The organism is Mesorhizobium sp. M7A.T.Ca.US.000.02.2.1, from assembly GCF_003996995.1.
Taxonomy (GTDB): domain Bacteria; phylum Pseudomonadota; class Alphaproteobacteria; order Rhizobiales; family Rhizobiaceae; genus Mesorhizobium.
In genome coordinates this window covers 1-16,825 of sequence record NZ_RZTT01000095.1, presented here as the reverse complement: position 1 = coordinate 16,825, position 16,825 = coordinate 1, and the positions used below count along the sequence as shown (strand labels likewise).

General features: G+C 63.8%; 10 protein-coding genes, 1 tRNA gene and 1 pseudogene. 4 read left to right on the top strand and 8 right to left on the bottom strand.

Annotation, left to right across the window (positions count from 1 at the left end; all coding sequences use genetic code 11):
- Window positions 1–1,141: pseudogene (locus EOD15_RS11805) on the bottom strand (AsmA family protein); the annotation flags it as partial.
- A gap of 271 nt (window positions 1,142–1,412) precedes the next feature.
- Here EOD15_RS11805 and EOD15_RS11800 point away from each other — a divergent pair.
- The gene (locus EOD15_RS11800) at window positions 1,413–3,371 is read left to right on the top strand and encodes an acetoacetate--CoA ligase (protein ID WP_127408507.1); all 1,959 of its coding nucleotides are present in this window, start codon (window positions 1,413–1,415) and stop codon (window positions 3,369–3,371) included.
- Window positions 3,372–3,698: 327 nt separating this feature from the next.
- Here EOD15_RS11800 and EOD15_RS11795 read toward each other — a convergent pair whose 3' ends face one another.
- Window positions 3,699–7,469 carry a PAS domain S-box protein gene (locus EOD15_RS11795; protein ID WP_127408509.1) on the bottom strand — a complete coding sequence of 1,257 codons (3,771 nt, stop codon included), beginning with the start codon at window positions 7,467–7,469 and terminating at the stop codon, window positions 3,699–3,701.
- A gap of 248 nt (window positions 7,470–7,717) precedes the next feature.
- On the opposite strand from EOD15_RS11795, the gene EOD15_RS11790 reads away from it, so the two are divergent.
- From EOD15_RS11790 to EOD15_RS11780, 3 genes are all read left to right on the top strand, one after another.
- Window positions 7,718–8,176 carry a phasin gene (locus EOD15_RS11790; RefSeq protein ID WP_127408506.1) on the top strand — a complete coding sequence of 153 codons (459 nt, stop codon included), beginning with the start codon at window positions 7,718–7,720 and terminating at the stop codon, window positions 8,174–8,176.
- 370 nt (window positions 8,177–8,546) lie between these two features.
- Window positions 8,547–8,623 (top strand) — tRNA-His (locus EOD15_RS11785).
- Window positions 8,624–8,955: 332 nt separating this feature from the next.
- A complete protein-coding gene (locus EOD15_RS11780) occupies window positions 8,956–10,302 on the top strand; it encodes an FAD-binding oxidoreductase (protein ID WP_127318818.1) in 1,347 nt (448 codons plus the stop codon).
- Window positions 10,303–10,359: 57 nt separating this feature from the next.
- On the opposite strand, the gene EOD15_RS11775 is transcribed toward EOD15_RS11780, so the two are convergent.
- The 6 genes from EOD15_RS11775 to EOD15_RS11750 form a co-directional block, all read right to left on the bottom strand.
- A complete protein-coding gene (locus tag EOD15_RS11775; protein WP_127318820.1) occupies window positions 10,360–11,628 on the bottom strand; it encodes a D-tagatose-bisphosphate aldolase, class II, non-catalytic subunit in 1,269 nt (422 codons plus the stop codon).
- Window positions 11,628–12,614 carry a sugar kinase gene (locus EOD15_RS11770; RefSeq protein ID WP_127318822.1) on the bottom strand — a complete coding sequence of 329 codons (987 nt, stop codon included), beginning with the start codon at window positions 12,612–12,614 and terminating at the stop codon, window positions 11,628–11,630. The genes EOD15_RS11775 and EOD15_RS11770 overlap by 1 nt, the downstream gene beginning before the upstream one ends.
- 153 nt (window positions 12,615–12,767) lie before the next feature.
- Entirely contained in the window at window positions 12,768–13,397 is a 630-nt protein-coding gene (locus EOD15_RS11765) for an HAD family phosphatase (RefSeq protein WP_127318824.1), read from the bottom strand.
- Window positions 13,397–14,917: an FGGY-family carbohydrate kinase gene (locus tag EOD15_RS11760; protein WP_127318826.1), complete on the bottom strand. Its 1,521-nt coding sequence runs from the start codon at window positions 14,915–14,917 to the stop codon at window positions 13,397–13,399. The genes EOD15_RS11765 and EOD15_RS11760 overlap by 1 nt, the downstream gene beginning before the upstream one ends.
- 162 nt (window positions 14,918–15,079) lie before the next feature.
- On the bottom strand, window positions 15,080–15,880 hold the full coding sequence (locus EOD15_RS11755; protein WP_023809131.1) for a BtpA/SgcQ family protein: 801 nt from the start codon (window positions 15,878–15,880) through the stop codon (window positions 15,080–15,082).
- A 39-nt stretch (window positions 15,881–15,919) separates the two neighbouring features.
- Window positions 15,920–16,780, bottom strand: coding sequence for a DeoR/GlpR family DNA-binding transcription regulator (locus EOD15_RS11750; RefSeq protein WP_127318828.1), 861 nt, complete (start codon window positions 16,778–16,780; stop codon window positions 15,920–15,922).
- Window positions 16,781–16,825 lie beyond the last annotated feature (45 nt).

The window sequence follows — 16,825 nt, the reverse complement described above, 5'->3', positions numbered from 1 at the left end:
GCCTCAGATCGAGATTGATCTTGTCGGCGAAACTTGTGTCGATTTCGACGGGTCCCGCCCCTCCGGTCGGCACCAGCGGGGTGAAGGCCGAAAGAAACGATCTGAGGTCGAGCGTGTCGAAGGCGAGCGTACCGGAGATCACCGGTTGTGCTTCCCCAAGCGAGAGGTCCAGCGCACCCATCCCCGGATTGTTGTCGAGCGCAATCGCCGTGTTGTCGAACTTGACGCGCCCGCCGGTCGCGGTGATCTTGCTCGAAATGCTGACCGAGCCGATCGCCGCACCTGGAGCGATGCCGGCCTGCGACCATTCCAGGACACGCCGCAGCGAGGGTGCCGAGAACTTCGCCTGACCGTCGAAATAGGTATTTTCAGACATGCTGGCCGTGCCGTCGAACGAGAAGGTGGCGGGTGCCGCCTTGAAGGACAGCGTCAGCGGCGCCGTGCCGCCGGCAAACAGCACAAGTGGTCTGGCCGAGGCGACGTCCAGCGCGACGCTTTCGCCCCGCCAGATCCCTGTTGCCGACAGCGTCGCATTGCTGTTCATCGCGGCCCAATTCGCCTGACCGTTTAAACTGCTGAGGATCTCGACGTCCTTGCCGCCGATGGAGGCTACCATTCGGCCGTCGCGAAACTCGACCGTGCCGAAGGTGTCGGTAGGCAGCTTGTCGAGGTCCGGCTTGGCGGGGGCGGCATTGACCACGCCGCGCGCCGTGTCGATGGAACGCGTGATGCGCCCGCCGGTGGGGACAGCGGGCAGGAAAAGGCCGGCAGGCGTGCGCTGGACCCGGATCGTCGGCCGCACCAGCCGCGCCGTCGAAAACACCACGTCGCCGCGCAGCGCCGCCATGGCGGAAAGGTCGACCTCGACCCGTTCTGCCTCGACCACCGGCGGCGCCTCGGTGTCGGTCCATTGTGAAAGCGTCACATCGGTCAGGATTGCCCGGAATGTCGGCCAGACCTCGATGCGCGGCGAACCGTCGATGGCGACCCGGAAGCCGCTCCACGCGCTCATTTCCCAGGCGATGCGGTCGCGCACGATACGGGTGGAGGCAATCAGCGGCAGGGCGGCAACGACCAGCGCGACGACGATCACGGCAGCGCCGATCGCCCATATTCCGCGCCGGATCATAGATGATGGCATATGGCCCCGTATGCTTCCATTCCGACAAATCGCCCGACGGGTGTAACCCCGGTCGTCACCACGACCCCGGTCGTCACCACGACTGCAGTCGTGACCACACTTCCGGCCGCCACCACGACTTCAAGTTGTCACTACGACTTAGGGCTGAGGCATTTCAAGTCTTTATGGCCCGGCGATGGCATTTGCGCACATCTGGTCGCATCAGCCGAACAAAATCTTGCTCTGCTGCGCTGCGATATGCATAAGCGATGGCGACCGTGGAGGAACGATCATGGCTGCCGAACAACCGCTCTGGACCCCGACGCAAGACCAGATTGACGCAGCACCCTTGACCGCCTTCACCAAGGCCGCCGGAGTGAAAGCCGGCGGTGCGTTTTCCTCGTATTCGCAGCTTCATGCCTGGTCGGTCGCGGATCGTGAGGGGTTCTGGAGCCTGGTCTGGGATTTCTGCGGCATCGTCGGCGACAAGGGCGATAACCTGCTCGTCGACGGCGACAAGATGCCCGGCGCTTCTTTCTTTCCCGATGCGACACTGAATTTCGCTGAGAATCTGCTGAAGAAGACCGGTTCAGGCGACGCAATCGTGTTTCGCGGCGAAGACAAGGTCGAGCGCCGGCTGTCCTGGAACGAGTTGCATGCGCTGACCTCGCGGCTGCAGCAGCTTTTCCTGTCGCTCAAGGTGAAGAAGGGCGACCGCATTGCCGCCATGATGCCCAACATGCCGGAGACCGTCGCCGCCATGCTGGCCGCGGCCTCGATCGGTGCCGTCTGGTCGTCCTGCTCTCCCGACTTCGGCGAGCAGGGCGTGCTCGACAGGTTCGGCCAGATCGAGCCCGTCGTCTTCATCGCGCCGGATGGCTATTGGTACAACGGCAAGGCGATCGAGGTCGCCGACAAGATCGCCGCGGTCGCGGCCAAGCTCGGCACTGTCCGCAGGATCCTGGTCGTCGACTATCTCGGCACATCGAGCGATATCGCCGGGACCATCGACAAGGCGGTAGCGCTGGAAGAGGCGCTGTCGCCCTTCGCCGGCAAGCCCGTTGCCTTCGAGCCGCTGCCGTTTTCGCATCCGCTCTACATCCTGTTCTCGTCGGGAACGACCGGCATTCCCAAATGCATCGTCCATTCGGCCGGCGGCACGCTGATCCAGCATGTCAAGGAACACCGGCTGCATGCCGGTCTTACCGATGGCAACCGCTTTTTCTACTTCACCACCTGCGGCTGGATGATGTGGAACTGGCTGGTGTCGGGGCTCGCTTCGGGTGCGACGCTGCTGCTCTATGACGGTTCGCCCTTCTACCCCGACGGCAATGTGCTGTTCGACTTCGCCGATGCCGAGAAGATGACTTTCTTCGGCACCTCGGCCAAGTTCATCGATTCGGTGCGCAAGGCCGGCCTCAAGCCGGTCCGCACGCATGATCTGGCCACTGTGCGGGCAATCTCCTCCACCGGCTCGCCGCTGTCGCCGGAAGATTTCCGCTTCGTTTATGACGGCATCAAGAAGGACGTGCATCTGGCTTCGGTCTCCGGCGGCACCGACATCGTCTCCTGCTTCGTGCTCGGCGTGCCGACGCAGCCTGTCTGGACCGGCGAGATCCAGGGACCCGGCCTTGGCCTTGCGGTCGATGTCTGGGACGATGACGGCAGGCCGGTCCGGCAGGAGAAGGGCGAGTTGGTCTGCACCAAGGCTTTTCCGGCGATGCCGATCGGCTTCTGGAACGACGCCGAGGGCAAGAAGTACCGGGCGGCCTATTTCGAGCGCTTCGACAATGTCTGGTGTCACGGCGATTTCGCCGAATGGACCGCGCATGGCGGCCTGATCATCCATGGCCGCTCCGACGCCACGCTCAACCCGGGCGGCGTGCGCATCGGCACGGCGGAGATCTACAACCAGGTCGAACAGATGCCGGAGATTCTGGAAGCGCTGTGCATCGGCCAGGACTTCGACAACGACGTGCGCGTCGTACTGTTCGTGCGCCTGGCCGCCGGCGCGCAGCTCGACGAAAATCTGGAAAAACGCATACGGGCAAAAATCCGTAGCGGCGCGAGCCCGCGTCACGTGCCGGCAAGGATCGTCGCCGTCACCGACATCCCGCGCACCAAATCGGGCAAGATCACCGAGCTTGCTGTGCGCGACGTGGTGCACGGCCGCGCCATCAAGAACAAGGAAGCGCTCGCCAACCCGGAAGCGCTCGACCTGTTCAAGAACCTGCCGCAGCTGGCCGAGTAGCTGCTACTGCATGTCGCTCAAAAGTGGTCCGGTTTTGAGACAACGACATGCATGAAAAAGGCCTTTCCGGCATGGTTAACGAAATATCTCGCTAGAATTTACCTAGATTTCATGAGTGGTACACATTCGTAAATTTTCCGGCACTCCGGTAAGGAGTTGTTAAGGTCCGGCGTCGATAGTCGCAGGTAACTTGAGGGAGAAATCCCGTTCCTCAGCCCCGAGGATCCGAATTCGCTCAAGCCCCCGTTGTGACAGCAATCCCATCTCTTAAGGCGCCCTTTGGGCGCCTTTTCTTTTTATCGAGACCGAACCGCGGAGAGGGCTGATCTATTCCGCGAGCACACGGGTCGACGGAAAAGCGACCTCGACCAGAGTGCCTTCGCCCGGTGTCGAATTGATGGTGAACCGGGCACGGTTGGCTTCCACCATCGCTTTGGTCAACGGCAGTCCAAGCCCGGTACCGTCACCGCGTCCGCGCTTCAGCGCGTTGATCTGCTTGAACGGCTTTAGCGCCTGCTCGATCTCGGCATGGCTCATGCCGATGCCGGTGTCGCGCACCCGCATGACGACGTCGCCCGACGTCTCATAGGCGGTCGAGACGATCACCTGGCCGCCGGCCTGGGTGTAACGGATGGCATTCGACAGGATGTTGAGCGCAATCTGGCGCACGCTGCGCAGGTCCGCCACCACTTCCGGCAGCCGCGAAGCGAAGCTGGAGCGGATGATGACCCGTTCGCGGTTGGCCTGCGGCTGCATCATCGCCACCGTCTCGGCCAGCGTGTCGTTGAGCGACACCGCTTCATAGGCCATCTCCTGCTGGCCGGCCTCGATCTTGGAGATGTCGAGCAGGTCGTTGACCAGATCGAGCACATGATTGCCCGAGCGGTTGATATCGCGCAGATAGTCGCGGTAGCGATCGTTGGCGACAGGTCCGAACTTCTCGTCGACCATCAATTCCGAAAAACCGATGATGGCATTGAGCGGGGTGCGGATCTCGTGGCTGATGCGGGCCAGGAAATCGGTCTTCTGCGAGGACGCGCGCTCGGCCACCGCACGTGCCTGCGTCAAGTCCTCTTCGGCCCGCTTCCACTGCGTGATGTCGCGAACGACGGCGCAGAAGCCGCTGTCGTTGGGCAGCCGACCGATGGTCATGAACAGCGGAATGAAGCGGCCTTGCGACTCGCGCCCGATCACCTCGCGGCCGTCGTTCATGACACTCGCCACGCCGGGCTCGGACAGTCCGTTGAGATAGTCGCGCGCCGCGCGCTGGCTTTCGATCGCAAACAGCGAGGCGAACGGCTTGCCGGTCACATCGTCGCTGTCGAAGCCGAACAGCGCTTCGGCCGGCCGGCTGATCGATCGGATGGTGCCGTCACGGCCGATCAGCACGACGCCGTCGGTGGCGGTGTCGATAATGGTGCGCATCTCGGCGATGCGCGCCTTGAGTTCGGAAATATCCGGCTGCGTCTGCTCGTCGCCAACCACATGCAGGCTCGCCGGCGCATCATCCTCGCCGGAGCGTCGCACGACCAGCATCAGCGCCTTGCCGTCGCGCCAGGGGACCGAGCGCAAAATGGCCTCGATCGGGAATTCCTGTCCGTCACGCGTTTTCAGCCGCAGCGCGCGATCGGTGCCGTCGGAAACGCCGTCGTCGGCATAGGGGTCGGCAAACAACGCGCCGAGGCCGCCGGCATCCGCCAGATCGTCAAGCGCCTCGTAACCCGTCAGGCTGAGGAATTCCTCATTCGCATAGTGCAACCGGTCCCCGGAATGGATGAGCAGCGGCACGGGCAGCTTGCCGAGCAGCGACGTGTCCGGAGCCTTGTGTTCATCTCCGGCGGAAAACGCCGACGGCACGAACCCTTCGGCCTTGAGCGGCGGAACCTGCAGGCGAGGGCGCTCAAGGGGTATTTCCGCAGAGACGCCTGCGGTTTCCTCGGCAACCGTCTGCTCGTCGGGCGACGCGGCTTCCTCGTCGGGCTGCGCCCAATCCTCATTGTCTTCGGCATCGCGAAAATCCGCCGACGTCATGCTGTCGTCATCGAGGCCATCATGTGTCGCGTCAGTGGCTTCAGGCTCTTCGCCGGGCGAAACGGCAGCTGTGTTCTCTGGTTCCGACGCCACGGGGCCACGTTCGTCATCTTGGCCGGCATAGTCGAGCAACGAGCCCGTCACATTCACCCCCGAGCGGGCGTCACGAGGGGCTTCGTCCGCGTGACCGTCAAGCCGTGCCAGATCCCGCTCGTCTTCGGCATCGACATCGGATGCCTCGACCGGTTCGTTCTCTGGCCCTGACGCAGGGATGCCGTCGGTGCGCATCGGGTCGTCGGACGCATTGACCGGAGCCTCGGTCTCCGCTGCCGATGCCTCCACAGTCTCGGTCTCTGGCGGCCCGACCGGAGCGCTATCCTTCTTCAGCCGCTCGCCGATTTCGCGGAACGCGCTGCGTTCCAGGGTCGACAGGCCCTTGTCGTTGGCAGGCTGGCGATGTTCGGCGAGCCGGATCACCTTATCGGCAAAGCGCCGCTCCTGTTTCGGCACGATGGTCAGCGCCGGCACCTCGCCCTTGAACGGATCCGATGCCTGCGTGTCCTCGGTCTTGGGCTCTTCGGCGTTCGGCTGTTCGGGCGCGGGTTGGATGACTTGCGGTTCCGGCGTTGCCGGCGCCTGGCTATTGGGCACCAGCGCCATGCCGATGGCCTCCGGATCGACGACCGCGTCGCTGGCGCGGGCGACGCCGAAGCCGCGGAAACCCTCGAAGGCGCGGCTGCGGCCATAGACAGGCAGCGCCGCCAGGTCGACCGGTATCTTCAGATCGGTGCCGACGACCGGCCACAGCACGGAGCGCCCGGACCAGGTATCGCGCCGTTCGAGGAGCCCTGATATCTCGCCGGAGGGGTCGAGGCCGAATGTAGCGGCGACATCCCTGAAGCGGCGGCCGATCACGTCGGCCGCCGGCTTGCCAACGATGTCGGCGAATTCCGGCGACAGCGCGCTGAACTTGCCTTCGGCATCGGTGCGCCAGACGAAGCGCACCGGCGCTGCGGCGCGGTCTATCGCCGAGACGGTCGTCGGCGTGGCCGTGGACTGGACTTCCAGGGCGGCCGGCTCTTGAGGCGCTTCAGGTCCGGACGCGGCAGGTCGCGGCGCCTGTTCCCCTCCGTCCTCGCCGGCGTTGAAGTACCAATGGTCGTGCTGCGCGGGCATGCGCTCTGCTGCCGGCTGATCGCTGTTGGCCGCCGTCGGCGCCTGCCCGATCGCATCGGCGATCTCATGCTGCGATGCGGCGATGTCGCCGGCCGGCTGCGAGGCGCTCGGTTCGTCGGTCGGTGCCTCGCGACCCTGTTCCGGCTGGGAAGCCGCGTCGCCAGCAGGTGCCGTCTCGGCAATGGTTTGCGTAGTTTGCGTAGGATGTTCGCCCGCAGGGGCTGTGTCGTCGAGCTGGTCCTCGTCGATCACCACCAGCAGATGCCGCTCCTCGGTCAATCTTGCCAGCCCTGCCGGGTAGGAGGCCGTGCCGCCGGGGACAAGGCGCTTGACGATGCGGTCGCTCTCGGCTGCGACGTCGGCGACCAGTGCCGCCAGCGTCTCCGGCAGGATGCCCAGTGCCGAAAATCCTTCCGAGGCCGCCTCGACGTTGCCCCCGGCATCGACAAAGGCGATGAAATGACCATCCTCTGTGAGGCCGCTAATGGCGCGCGCGGCGATTTCGCTGGCACTGCGTGACCCGGTCTGAGCCGCTGGCACTGCCAGCATGATCGCCTTTTCGGCGTCCGGCATGGTCACCGCACTGGCCAGGAAGCCGACGGCGCGGCTGGTCATGCCGGTCGCCAGCCGCACCATGATGGCGCGGTCACTGCCAATCTCGGGAAATCCGCTGGTCGCCATGATCTGGCGCCTGGCGATCACGGGCAACTGCGCCGAGGCGCCGATGATCGCCTCGATGTCGGGATAACCGAACATCGCGGCTCCTGGCCCGTTGGCCCAGATCACCTGCTCCAGATCCGCCGACAGGATCGCGATCGCGTCGCCTGCCGCAAAGCGCTGGCGGACCGCGTCGAGCACGGCGACATCGAGGAAGGAATATTCGGACGGCATGCGCTTGGCGGACCTCACGGAGCGGCGATTTTGCAGTTAACGCTTTGTTAATAAAAGCCGGAGGCGCGAAGGTCCACAAGCCAGAACGTGCAAAGGCTGGAATCTGGGCTCTTGGTTAACGGCCCAAAAGAAATTTATGGTGCACTGCAACAAAGATATTGCAATGCACAAAATTTGCCTTTATATTGCCATCATACAGGAACGAGACGGCTTTCTGTCAAAGCCGCTGCCGCTGAAAAGGATGGAAAATGTCCAGGACCAAGACCGCCGAGACGATCGAAAACGTTGAATTCCCGAGCTTCGACGCTTCCAAGGCCACCGACCAGATGCGCGCCTTCGCCGAAAAGGGCGTTGAGCAGTCGAAAGAGGCCTATGCCAAGCTGAAGACCGGCGCCGAGGAGACCCAGAAGGCTCTGGAGTCGTCCTACGAGACCGCCAAGACCGTTTCCAACGACCTGTCGCTCAAGACCATCTCCGCTTTGCGTGCCAATGCCGAGGCCGGCTTTTCCCACCTCGAAGCCCTGATCGGCGCCAAGTCGCTGTCGGAAGTCGTCGAGCTGCAGACCGCCTTCCTGCGCAAGCGCGTCGAATCGACCGTCGAGCAGGCCAAGGACTTCCAGGCCGTTGCCTCCAAGGCGGCCGAGGACGTCTCCAAGCCGATCAAGACCGCCTTCGAGAAGGCGATGAAGGAAATCAAGGTTGCCTAACATTTGCGCATGATCTGAAGATGCAACAAAAGGTCGCATTTTCTTAAAAACGATCAGGTGTATGATAGCAGCCATCAAGGAATACCCGGTGAGTGGAACCTCCTCCCTCTGCTCCCCGGGGTGACCAGCCAGCACCTCCTCCCGCTGGCTCGTAACAGGAAAAGGCCGGCACCTCCTCCCGCCGGCCTTTTTCTTTGTCCAGCGCCCGGTCCTTGCCTGGTCCTTCTTGCCAGGCAAATGCCGCGTTGATGTGGGGAAGTGACCTTTGCTTTCCAAAAGCCTTGAATTAGAATCCATAAGCCCGTAAGGACGCATCGCCGAACGACAGAGCGGGCGGATGAGTTTCTGTTTCGATCCGCTCAGGCAACGTGCCGTTGTAGCTCAGATGGTTAGAGCGCCGGATTGTGGATCCGGAGGTCGCTGGTTCGATCCCAGCCAACGGTACCACCGGCTTTCCTGTAAGTAATTGATTGGTTGGTCGATTTTGCGGAATTGCTCTGGCCCTTGAGCCATTTTGGCGGTTTTGTGATACCTATTGCATTCTGGCCTTCGCGCTCAAGGTTCAGACTAGTTGGGCCGGCCTGCCGGCGGTTTCAGGACTCATTGGCCAGGGCTCTTCCAGACCCGCGATCTGTCGCCGTTCTTGTCTGCAAGCACTAGCTGACGATCTATCTCCTCGCGTGGTATCGACATTTCACGGCGGCCAGATATCGCTGCCCAGATCTCGCTGCCAGCGTGGACCGGATGTCGCCGCAGCATACCAAGAAGGACGGTGCTCTTTGACAATCTTCCCCTTCACCGAAGCCACCTCGATCCAGTTCCAGCATCCCCTGCCGAAGACTTCGGACGTCGTGATCATCGGCGGCGGGGTCATTGGCGTGAGCACGGCACTGTTCCTGGCGCGACGGAACGTCTCGGTGACGCTGCTGGAAAAGGGCCGCATCGCCGCCGAGCAATCCTCGCGCAATTGGGGCTGGATCCGGCAGCAGGGCCGCGATGCCGACGAACTGCCGATCGTCATCGAAGCGCAGCGCCTCTGGCGGCAACTGGCGCAGGAATGTGGCGAGGACATAGGACTGAAGCAGACGGGCGTTACCTATCTTGCGCGGACAGACAAGGAGATGGCCGGTTTCGCCAAGTTTCTCGAGATTGCCCAGGCTCATGGCGTCGACACGCGTCTCCTCGACCAAGGTGAGTTGGCAAGCCTGATCCCCGCCATGTCGCGACCGTTCAAAGGGGCAATGATCACCCCATCGGACATGCGGGCGGAACCTTGGGTCGCGGTGCCCGCGCTTGCTCGCCTGGCGGCCCGCGAAGGTGTGACGATCATCGAGAATTGCGCGGCACGTATGCTCGACATCTCCGCGGGACGCATCAGTGGCGTCTGGACCGAGAAAGGGCACATCGCGACCTCGAGCGTCGTCGTCGCCAGCGGCGCGTGGACGTCGCTCTTTCTGCGCGCCCACGGCATCTCGATTCCGCAGCTCAGCGTCAGGGCGACCGTCGCCGCGACAGCACCGATGCCGGAAATCCACACCGGTGCCGCCGCGGATGAATGCATCGCTTTCCGGCGCAGGCAGGATGGCGGGTATACGCTCGCATCGGGAGGCAGTAGCCAACTCTACATAGGGCCGGACGCATTTCGCCATGCGGGCAAATATTTCAGCGCCCTGATGGCCAATCCCTTCGGCACGCGCTACCTGCCGGCCGCGCCGCGAGGATACCCGGATGGCTGGTCGACGCCGCGGAGATGGAACGCGGATGAAGAAAGCCCTTTCGAACGGATGCGGGTCCTCAATCCCGCTCCCGAGACGTCGGCGCTTCGCGCCATCGACCGCGGGTTCAGGGAACTGTTCCCTCAGTTCACGACTGTGCCGATCAAGGCGAGCTGGGCGGGCATGATCGATGCGATGCCTGATGTCGTGCCCATCGTCGATCGCGCCGCTGCGATCCCAGGTCTCGTCATAGCGACCGGGATGAGTGGTCACGGCTTCGGCATCGGACCCGGCATTGGCCGTGTGCTGTCCGACCTCGTCCAAGGCAACGAGACCGGGCACAATCTCTACAGGTTCCGTCAATCCCGTTTCAGCGACGGCAGTCCGATCCGATTGGGGCCATCGCTGTAAGCGTTCCTGCCGCCCGCCAGCCCATCCGCTCTGGCCTTGAACAACCGGACGAAGGGTTCAGGTGCCGCATGCCCCGGCGTAGGCCTCGATGCTCCGCCGGACGTGACCGATCGCGATCTCCTCGACGTCGCAGGCGCGGTCAGCCCATGTGACTGCAGAAGGCAGGTGCTGGAGAAACAGCGTCACCGGCACCTTGCGACCGTTCAAGGTATCGAAGAGACGGTTGCAGGCGGCACGGGCTTGCGGGATCGCCCAATAATATCGGATGCGATCGGAATAGGAGTAGTGGCGCAGCGTCCGCTTGTCGGCATCGCTTCCATGATAGTGGCTTGCCCAATTCTTGGGGGTGCCTTGCATCAGCTCTTCCATTGCGTGGTAAAGCGGCCGCTCGCCATAGCCAAGCACCAGGTCGGAAGCGATCAGGTCGAGCGCGTACAGCGCCTCGCGCAGCTTGAAGGTCAGCTCGGGTCCGACCTTGAGGACGGCGAAGCCGTCCTCGACGAGTTCACGCAGCGGCCTCTCGCCCTGATAGTCCGTCGAATGAGCTTCGAAAATGAGCGACGGCAATGTGCTCAGAGTTGCCGCCAGGTCGCTGGCCTTGGTCCGATCGTAGAAAATCACATTCTGGTTGCCGAACTCCACGCCCGGCTGCACGACAAGCCCGATGACGCGGGAAAATGCGCTTTCAAGCCCGGCGGTTTGGAATGCCTGGGCGTGAATGGCATGTGTCTGGCGAGCCGCCTCCGGACTGGTCGGGGTGATCGCATCCAATGTGTGATCGGCGCCGCCGGGAGGCGGCACTTCCGTGCCGATGATGTAAACCGGGCTTGCCCCGCCGCTCTGCGCTGCCGCCTGCTCCGCGACGCCTGCCAGCCTGGCCGCGCGCCCGGCCACCGTGTGGTCGTCTAGCGCCGCCGGTTCACCCGCGCAGCCCATCGAGGCATCGAGGTGGATCTTGCGGAAGCCGGCGCGGACATAGGCATCGATCATCGTCCCGGCCTGCGCCATCGCCTCCTCGGCGGGCCGGTCTCTCCAGGGATTGGGGCCGAGATGATCCCCGCCAAGCACGATCAGCTCTTGCGGGCACTGCTCGGCTGCCGCGAGCGCTTCCACCATCGCCGCGAAATCGGCCGGCGTCATGCCCGTATAACCGCCCAGATGATTGACCTGATTGCACGTCGCCTCGATCAGGACGGTGGTGCCGGTTTCCCGGCCGTGGCGCAGTGCGGCTTTCAGCACCAATGGGTGCGCCGAACACACCGAGGTCACCCCGATTTTCTTGCCTTCCCTGTGCAGGGCCGGCACATCTTCGATCGCCACACGCATCAGCTTCTTCTCGCCGTTCTTGCCATGAAATCTTCCAGTTCGGCGCGTGTGCCGGCTCCCTCCATGGGGCCGAGGCGTGTGACGTTGCGCGCCCCCGCCGCGTTGGCGAATTCGAGCGAAGTCCGCAGCGGCATGCCCAACCGCCGGCATGCGACATAGGCTCCGCCGAAACAGTCGCCGGCGCCGGTGGGGTCCGTTTCCTCGACGATCAGGCCGGGGCAATCGGCGCGGGCTCCGGTGCTTTGACGGGCTGACGCGCCATGTTCGCCGCGCTTCACGGCGATCTCCTTGACCCCTCGTCTGAACAGCGCCTCGATCGCGCGTTCCTCCCCGTCCGTGCCGGCGGCCAGGAACAATTCATTGCCCGACGGCAGCAGCAGGTCCGCTTCGTCCACCAGACCGGCGAATTTCTCCTCGGTCTGGCCGTGCGCCAGCAATTCCTTGCGCAGGTTCGGATCGAGCGACATCGTGCCGCCGCGTGCCTTGATCAGCGGGATCGCGCGTTCGGTGATCGCCCAGGCTGCGGGACTTGCGAACACCGTTCCCATGACATGGATATGCCCGCAACGCGCGATCAGCGCCTCGACCTGCGGGCTCCATTCCAGTCGGGCGGCGGCGGATTTGGCGATGTTGTAGACGAAATCGCGGCTTCCGTCCGTGCGGTAGCGAACAAAGGCGCTGCCCGTCGGATAATCCGGGGAAACAGCGATGGCTGAAGTGTCTACGCCGTCCCGCTTCAGGCGCTCCATGTTGACGACGCCGAAATCGTCGTCGCCGACCACGCCCACCATTGCGGCCGCTCCGCCCATACGTGCGCATTGATCGATGAAGATGGCGGGCGCGCCGCTCGGAAAGGGACCAATGAGGTCGATAGGTTCCCGGAAGCCGGTGCCCGTCTGCCTCGCGACGATCTCTACCAGGATTTCTCCAATCGTCACGGTTGGCCCGAGCGAGTCCGCTGCAAGTGTTTGGGGGAGGTCGTTCATCAAGCGTCCAATCCTGGGTGTGGTGTCGTTCGCGGTTTCACGACGCCGAGGCGCAAGAGGATTCCTACCGGATCGATGTGAATCGATCAGCTGCCATCACGCTACAAACCTGCATGCATGGTCAAGCGCACACTTGGAACGACGCGCAAACCCTCAGCCGGGAAACAGGTCCAGGATCGACGACAGGCGGTTGGTGCTGAGATCGACGTCGCCGAGCAGGCCGCCGCTGCGGAGATAGCCGACCACGAACAGACCGGCGGCTCGTGCTGCCTTAGTGCCGGTGCGGCTGTCTTCCACGGCCACCACCGACCCTGGAGCTACGGCGAGCTGCCGGCAGGCCTCGCGATAGGGCGTGGGGTCGGGCTTGCCGGCCGACACGTCGTCGAGGCTGATTGTGAGACTCATATGGTCGAGCACGCCGAGCGCATCGAGATTGGCATTGACGACTTGCCGGCCGGAATTCGAGACGCAGACCTGCGGGACGCCGCGGTCAGCCAGGGTCCGAATCGTCTCGACCGCCTCGGGGATCGGGACGGCGTTCGCCCGGTTCGCGACGTAGTGGGCATTGATAGCGGCGAGCCACTCCGCCTGGTCGAGCCCGACCGGGAGACGCGGACGCAGCATTGTCCAGACGTCGCCCATATGGATGCCGCGAAAGGCTTGGTCGGGCAGGTCGTCAAGATCGACGTTCCAGTTGCGGCAGCCGGCGAGGAGGGATTGATGATGCAACGGCTCGCTGTCGATCAGCGTTCCGTCGATGTCCCAGGCGACGGCGCGATACATCACGATGACGATCCCGCTCTGGTCGCGCCATGAGCCGACAGGCGCGCATAAAGATCGCGATAGCGGCGATAGCCGTCGCGGTAGATGTCAGCCTTGCGCAGGTCGGGATCGAGCCGGTCGGCGAAGCTGACGAAACCGGAAACGCCCGACCAGTCGTCGGTCAGGCCGACGCCGATCGCTGCCGTCCAGGCAGCGCCGATGCAAGAGCCGGGGTGCCCGGTCAGGCGCTGGACCGGCTTTTGCAGGACATCCGCGACAATCTGCATCCAGACCTTGCTGCTTGAGCCGCCGTCGGAGGCGAGATAGCGCTCGGTCCGGTGGCCCATGTCGTTGAGCACCTCGACATGATGCGCGATGGCAAAGGCATAGGCCTCGAGCAAAGCGCGCCAGACATGGCCGATATCGTGCGACAGCGTCAGCCCATAGATCACGCCACGGGCCGCTGGATCATGGATCGGCGTCTTCTCGCCGAGGAAGTAGGGCAGGACGGTGAGGCCGTCGGCACCGGCGGGACGCTCTGCCGCCAGCGCATCGAGCCGCTGGTGTACCGAAATACCATCGGCCTGTGCCGTGGCCATCTCGCCGCCGGCGAAATTGCGTACGAACCAGTTGAGGCCCGAGCCGCCGGTCGACATGCAGCCATTGGGCATGAACAGGCCCGGCACCAGGTGGTAATCGAGATACATGCGGGGATCTGGCTTGATCTGATCGGTGGCGATCAGGATATCGACCGAGCCGCCGAATTTCAGGAGGACATCGCCTGCTTTGGCAACTCCGGCGCCGAGCGCGGAAGCGATCATGTCGGCCGCACCACCGACGACAGGTGTTCCCGCCATCAGGCCGGTCTCATCCGCGGCCTTCGCCGAGACGGAGCCGAGGATCTCATGCGAGGCGATCTTTCGTGGCACGGCCGAGCGCGGTATGTGAGCGAGCGCCACCAGATCGTCGTCGATCCGGTGCGTCGAAACATCGACGAAGCCGGCCTCCAGCGCCCAGTTCTGCTCGACCGCACGTTCGCCGGTGAGGCGCCAGTTGATATAGTCATAGGAGCCGAAAACGGTGGCGATGCGGCTGAACACCTCCGGCTCGTGACGCTCTATCCAGCGCAGCTTTGCGGTGACCAGCTGTTGGTTGATGCCGTTGCCGGCCTTGGCGATGAAAGCCGCCTCATCGCATTCGGTCCGCAGTTCGGCAACTTCGGCGCCACAGCGGCCGTCGCTCTGCTGGATGCTCGGTCGCAGCACCTCGCCCTGGTCGTCCAGAAGAACGACCGCCGGCAGCATGCCGGTGGTGCCGATCGCCACGATCTCTTCGGCCTTGATGCCGCTGGTCCTCAGCAACTCCTGCACGATGTCGCGGACATTGGTCCACCATTGCGCGGGATCTTCCTCGGCCCAGCCCGCATGCTCGGAATGCAGCGTGACGGGGCGCGAGGCGAGGCCCAGCACCTGATCGGGAAGCCGGATCAGAATGCCGATCGTCGAGGTGGTGCCGATATCGAGACCGAGAACGAACGCCATGTCGAATCCATTGAAATGCCGGGAAGGGCAGGCGGGCGAACCTGTCTGCCTCGTCGTGTCCCGCTGCTCGATACCAGTCGATCATTCCGGACGCCGGCCCGCAACGATCGATATGATCACCGCGAGCCGGCGCGATGGCCGGCATCGCCGTGGAAGCCGTCCTCAGCGCAAAGTGGCGACAACGTCCATGAAGCGCTTGACCCGATCGCCGTCGACGGCGTTCCAGGTATTGCCATCGATCTTGAAATGGGTCCCGATCACGACGCCGCTCGCCAGCGAAAGGACATCGCGGACATTGTCGATGTTCACGCCGGTGTTGGCGAAGACCGGCACGTCCTTGATCGTCTCGCAGACGCTGCGCAGGTGGGACTGGTCGGCCGGCTGGCCAGTGATCGGACCGGAAACGAGGATGGCGTCGGCCATCGACGAGAACACCGCGCTCTTGGCGCGCAATTCAATAGGACGCTGGTCGAGCGAGTGTGCGAACTCTGCATTGATGTTGAAGAGAAGCTTCATGTCGTCGCGGCCAAGATTGTGCCGCAGGCGCGAGGCGGCGGCGCAATCGGGCTCCCACAGGCCCATGTCGGAAGCAAACAGGCCGGTGAAGATCTCGCGCACGAAACGGGCTCCGGTGGCAGCCCCGATCGCGACGCTGGCAGTCGGGTCCCAGAGATAATTGACGCCAAACGGCACCTTCAGCTCGGGTTTCACCGCCTGGACGATCGCGGTCATGGCGGCAATGCCTTCGGGCGGCGCCTTGAAGACATAGGGGCGGTCGTTCTCGTTGCCGAACATGATGGCATCGACGCCGCCGCTCTGCAGCTTGCGGATGTCGGAGAGCACGCCATCGATCAGCTTGTCGAGGCCGCCATCGGCATCATAGAGGGGCGTTCCCGGCAGGGCACCGATATGTGCCATCGAGATGACAGCCTTCTTCTTGTCGCCGAAAAATTCAAATACCATCGAGTCGTCTCCTTGGGGATAAAGTGAAAATGTTGCGCCTCAGTCGCGCGTCAGCGGCGGCGCGATGCGCAGGTCGACCTTGGCCGCGGCGAGCGCCGCGGCGATCTTGGCCGGCGGCTCGGCATCGGTGATGAGGATGTCGACGTCCGACAGTGGCGCTATCCGCACCAGCGACATGCGCAGGAATTTGGCGGAATCGCAGAGCACGATCTTGGTGCCTGAGCGTCTGAGATAGGCGCGCTTCATATCGGTATCATCGAAGGAATAGTCGAAGAGGCCGTCCGCCGTGATGCCGGAGACGCCGATCACGGCGACATCGAACCACAGCGCCTCGAACTGGGCGATGGCCGCGGGTCCGCCGGTCGACATCTCGTCGGCTCGTACGCGGCCGCCGGCAACATAGACTTCGGGCACACCGCCGTTCAGCGCCGCCGCGATCCTGAGGCTGTTGGTGAACACCTTGGCGTGCGGAAGGTCCTTGAGGTGCTCGGCCATCAGATAGGTGGTGGTGCCGACATCCAATGCGATCGTGCGGTATCCCGAAACCAAGGCGGCCGCGGCGGCGGCAATCGCGGCCTTCGGGTCACGGCGCTGGCGCAAGCGCGAATCGAAACTCGGCTCCTCACTGTCCATGGCGACCAGCGGCGGGTTGTCCGCCTCGATCGCGCCGCCATGGATTCGCACCAGCCTGCCCTCGCGTTCCAGTTCGACGAGATCGCGGCGGATCGTCATGTCGGAAACGGCAAGTTCGGCCGCGGCCGTAGCGACGGTGAGCGACCCCGTCCGGCGCAGCAAAGCCAGGATGCGTGCCTGCCGATCGTGCGCAAGAAGGCGCTGACGGTCGGCATCGCGCGGTGCGCCATGCGTGGACGATAGAGGAGAGGCGGTGTCGTCGGCCATCGATGTATCCGGTGGGTAAGCCGCTGACGAAGCGGTCTGCAACTT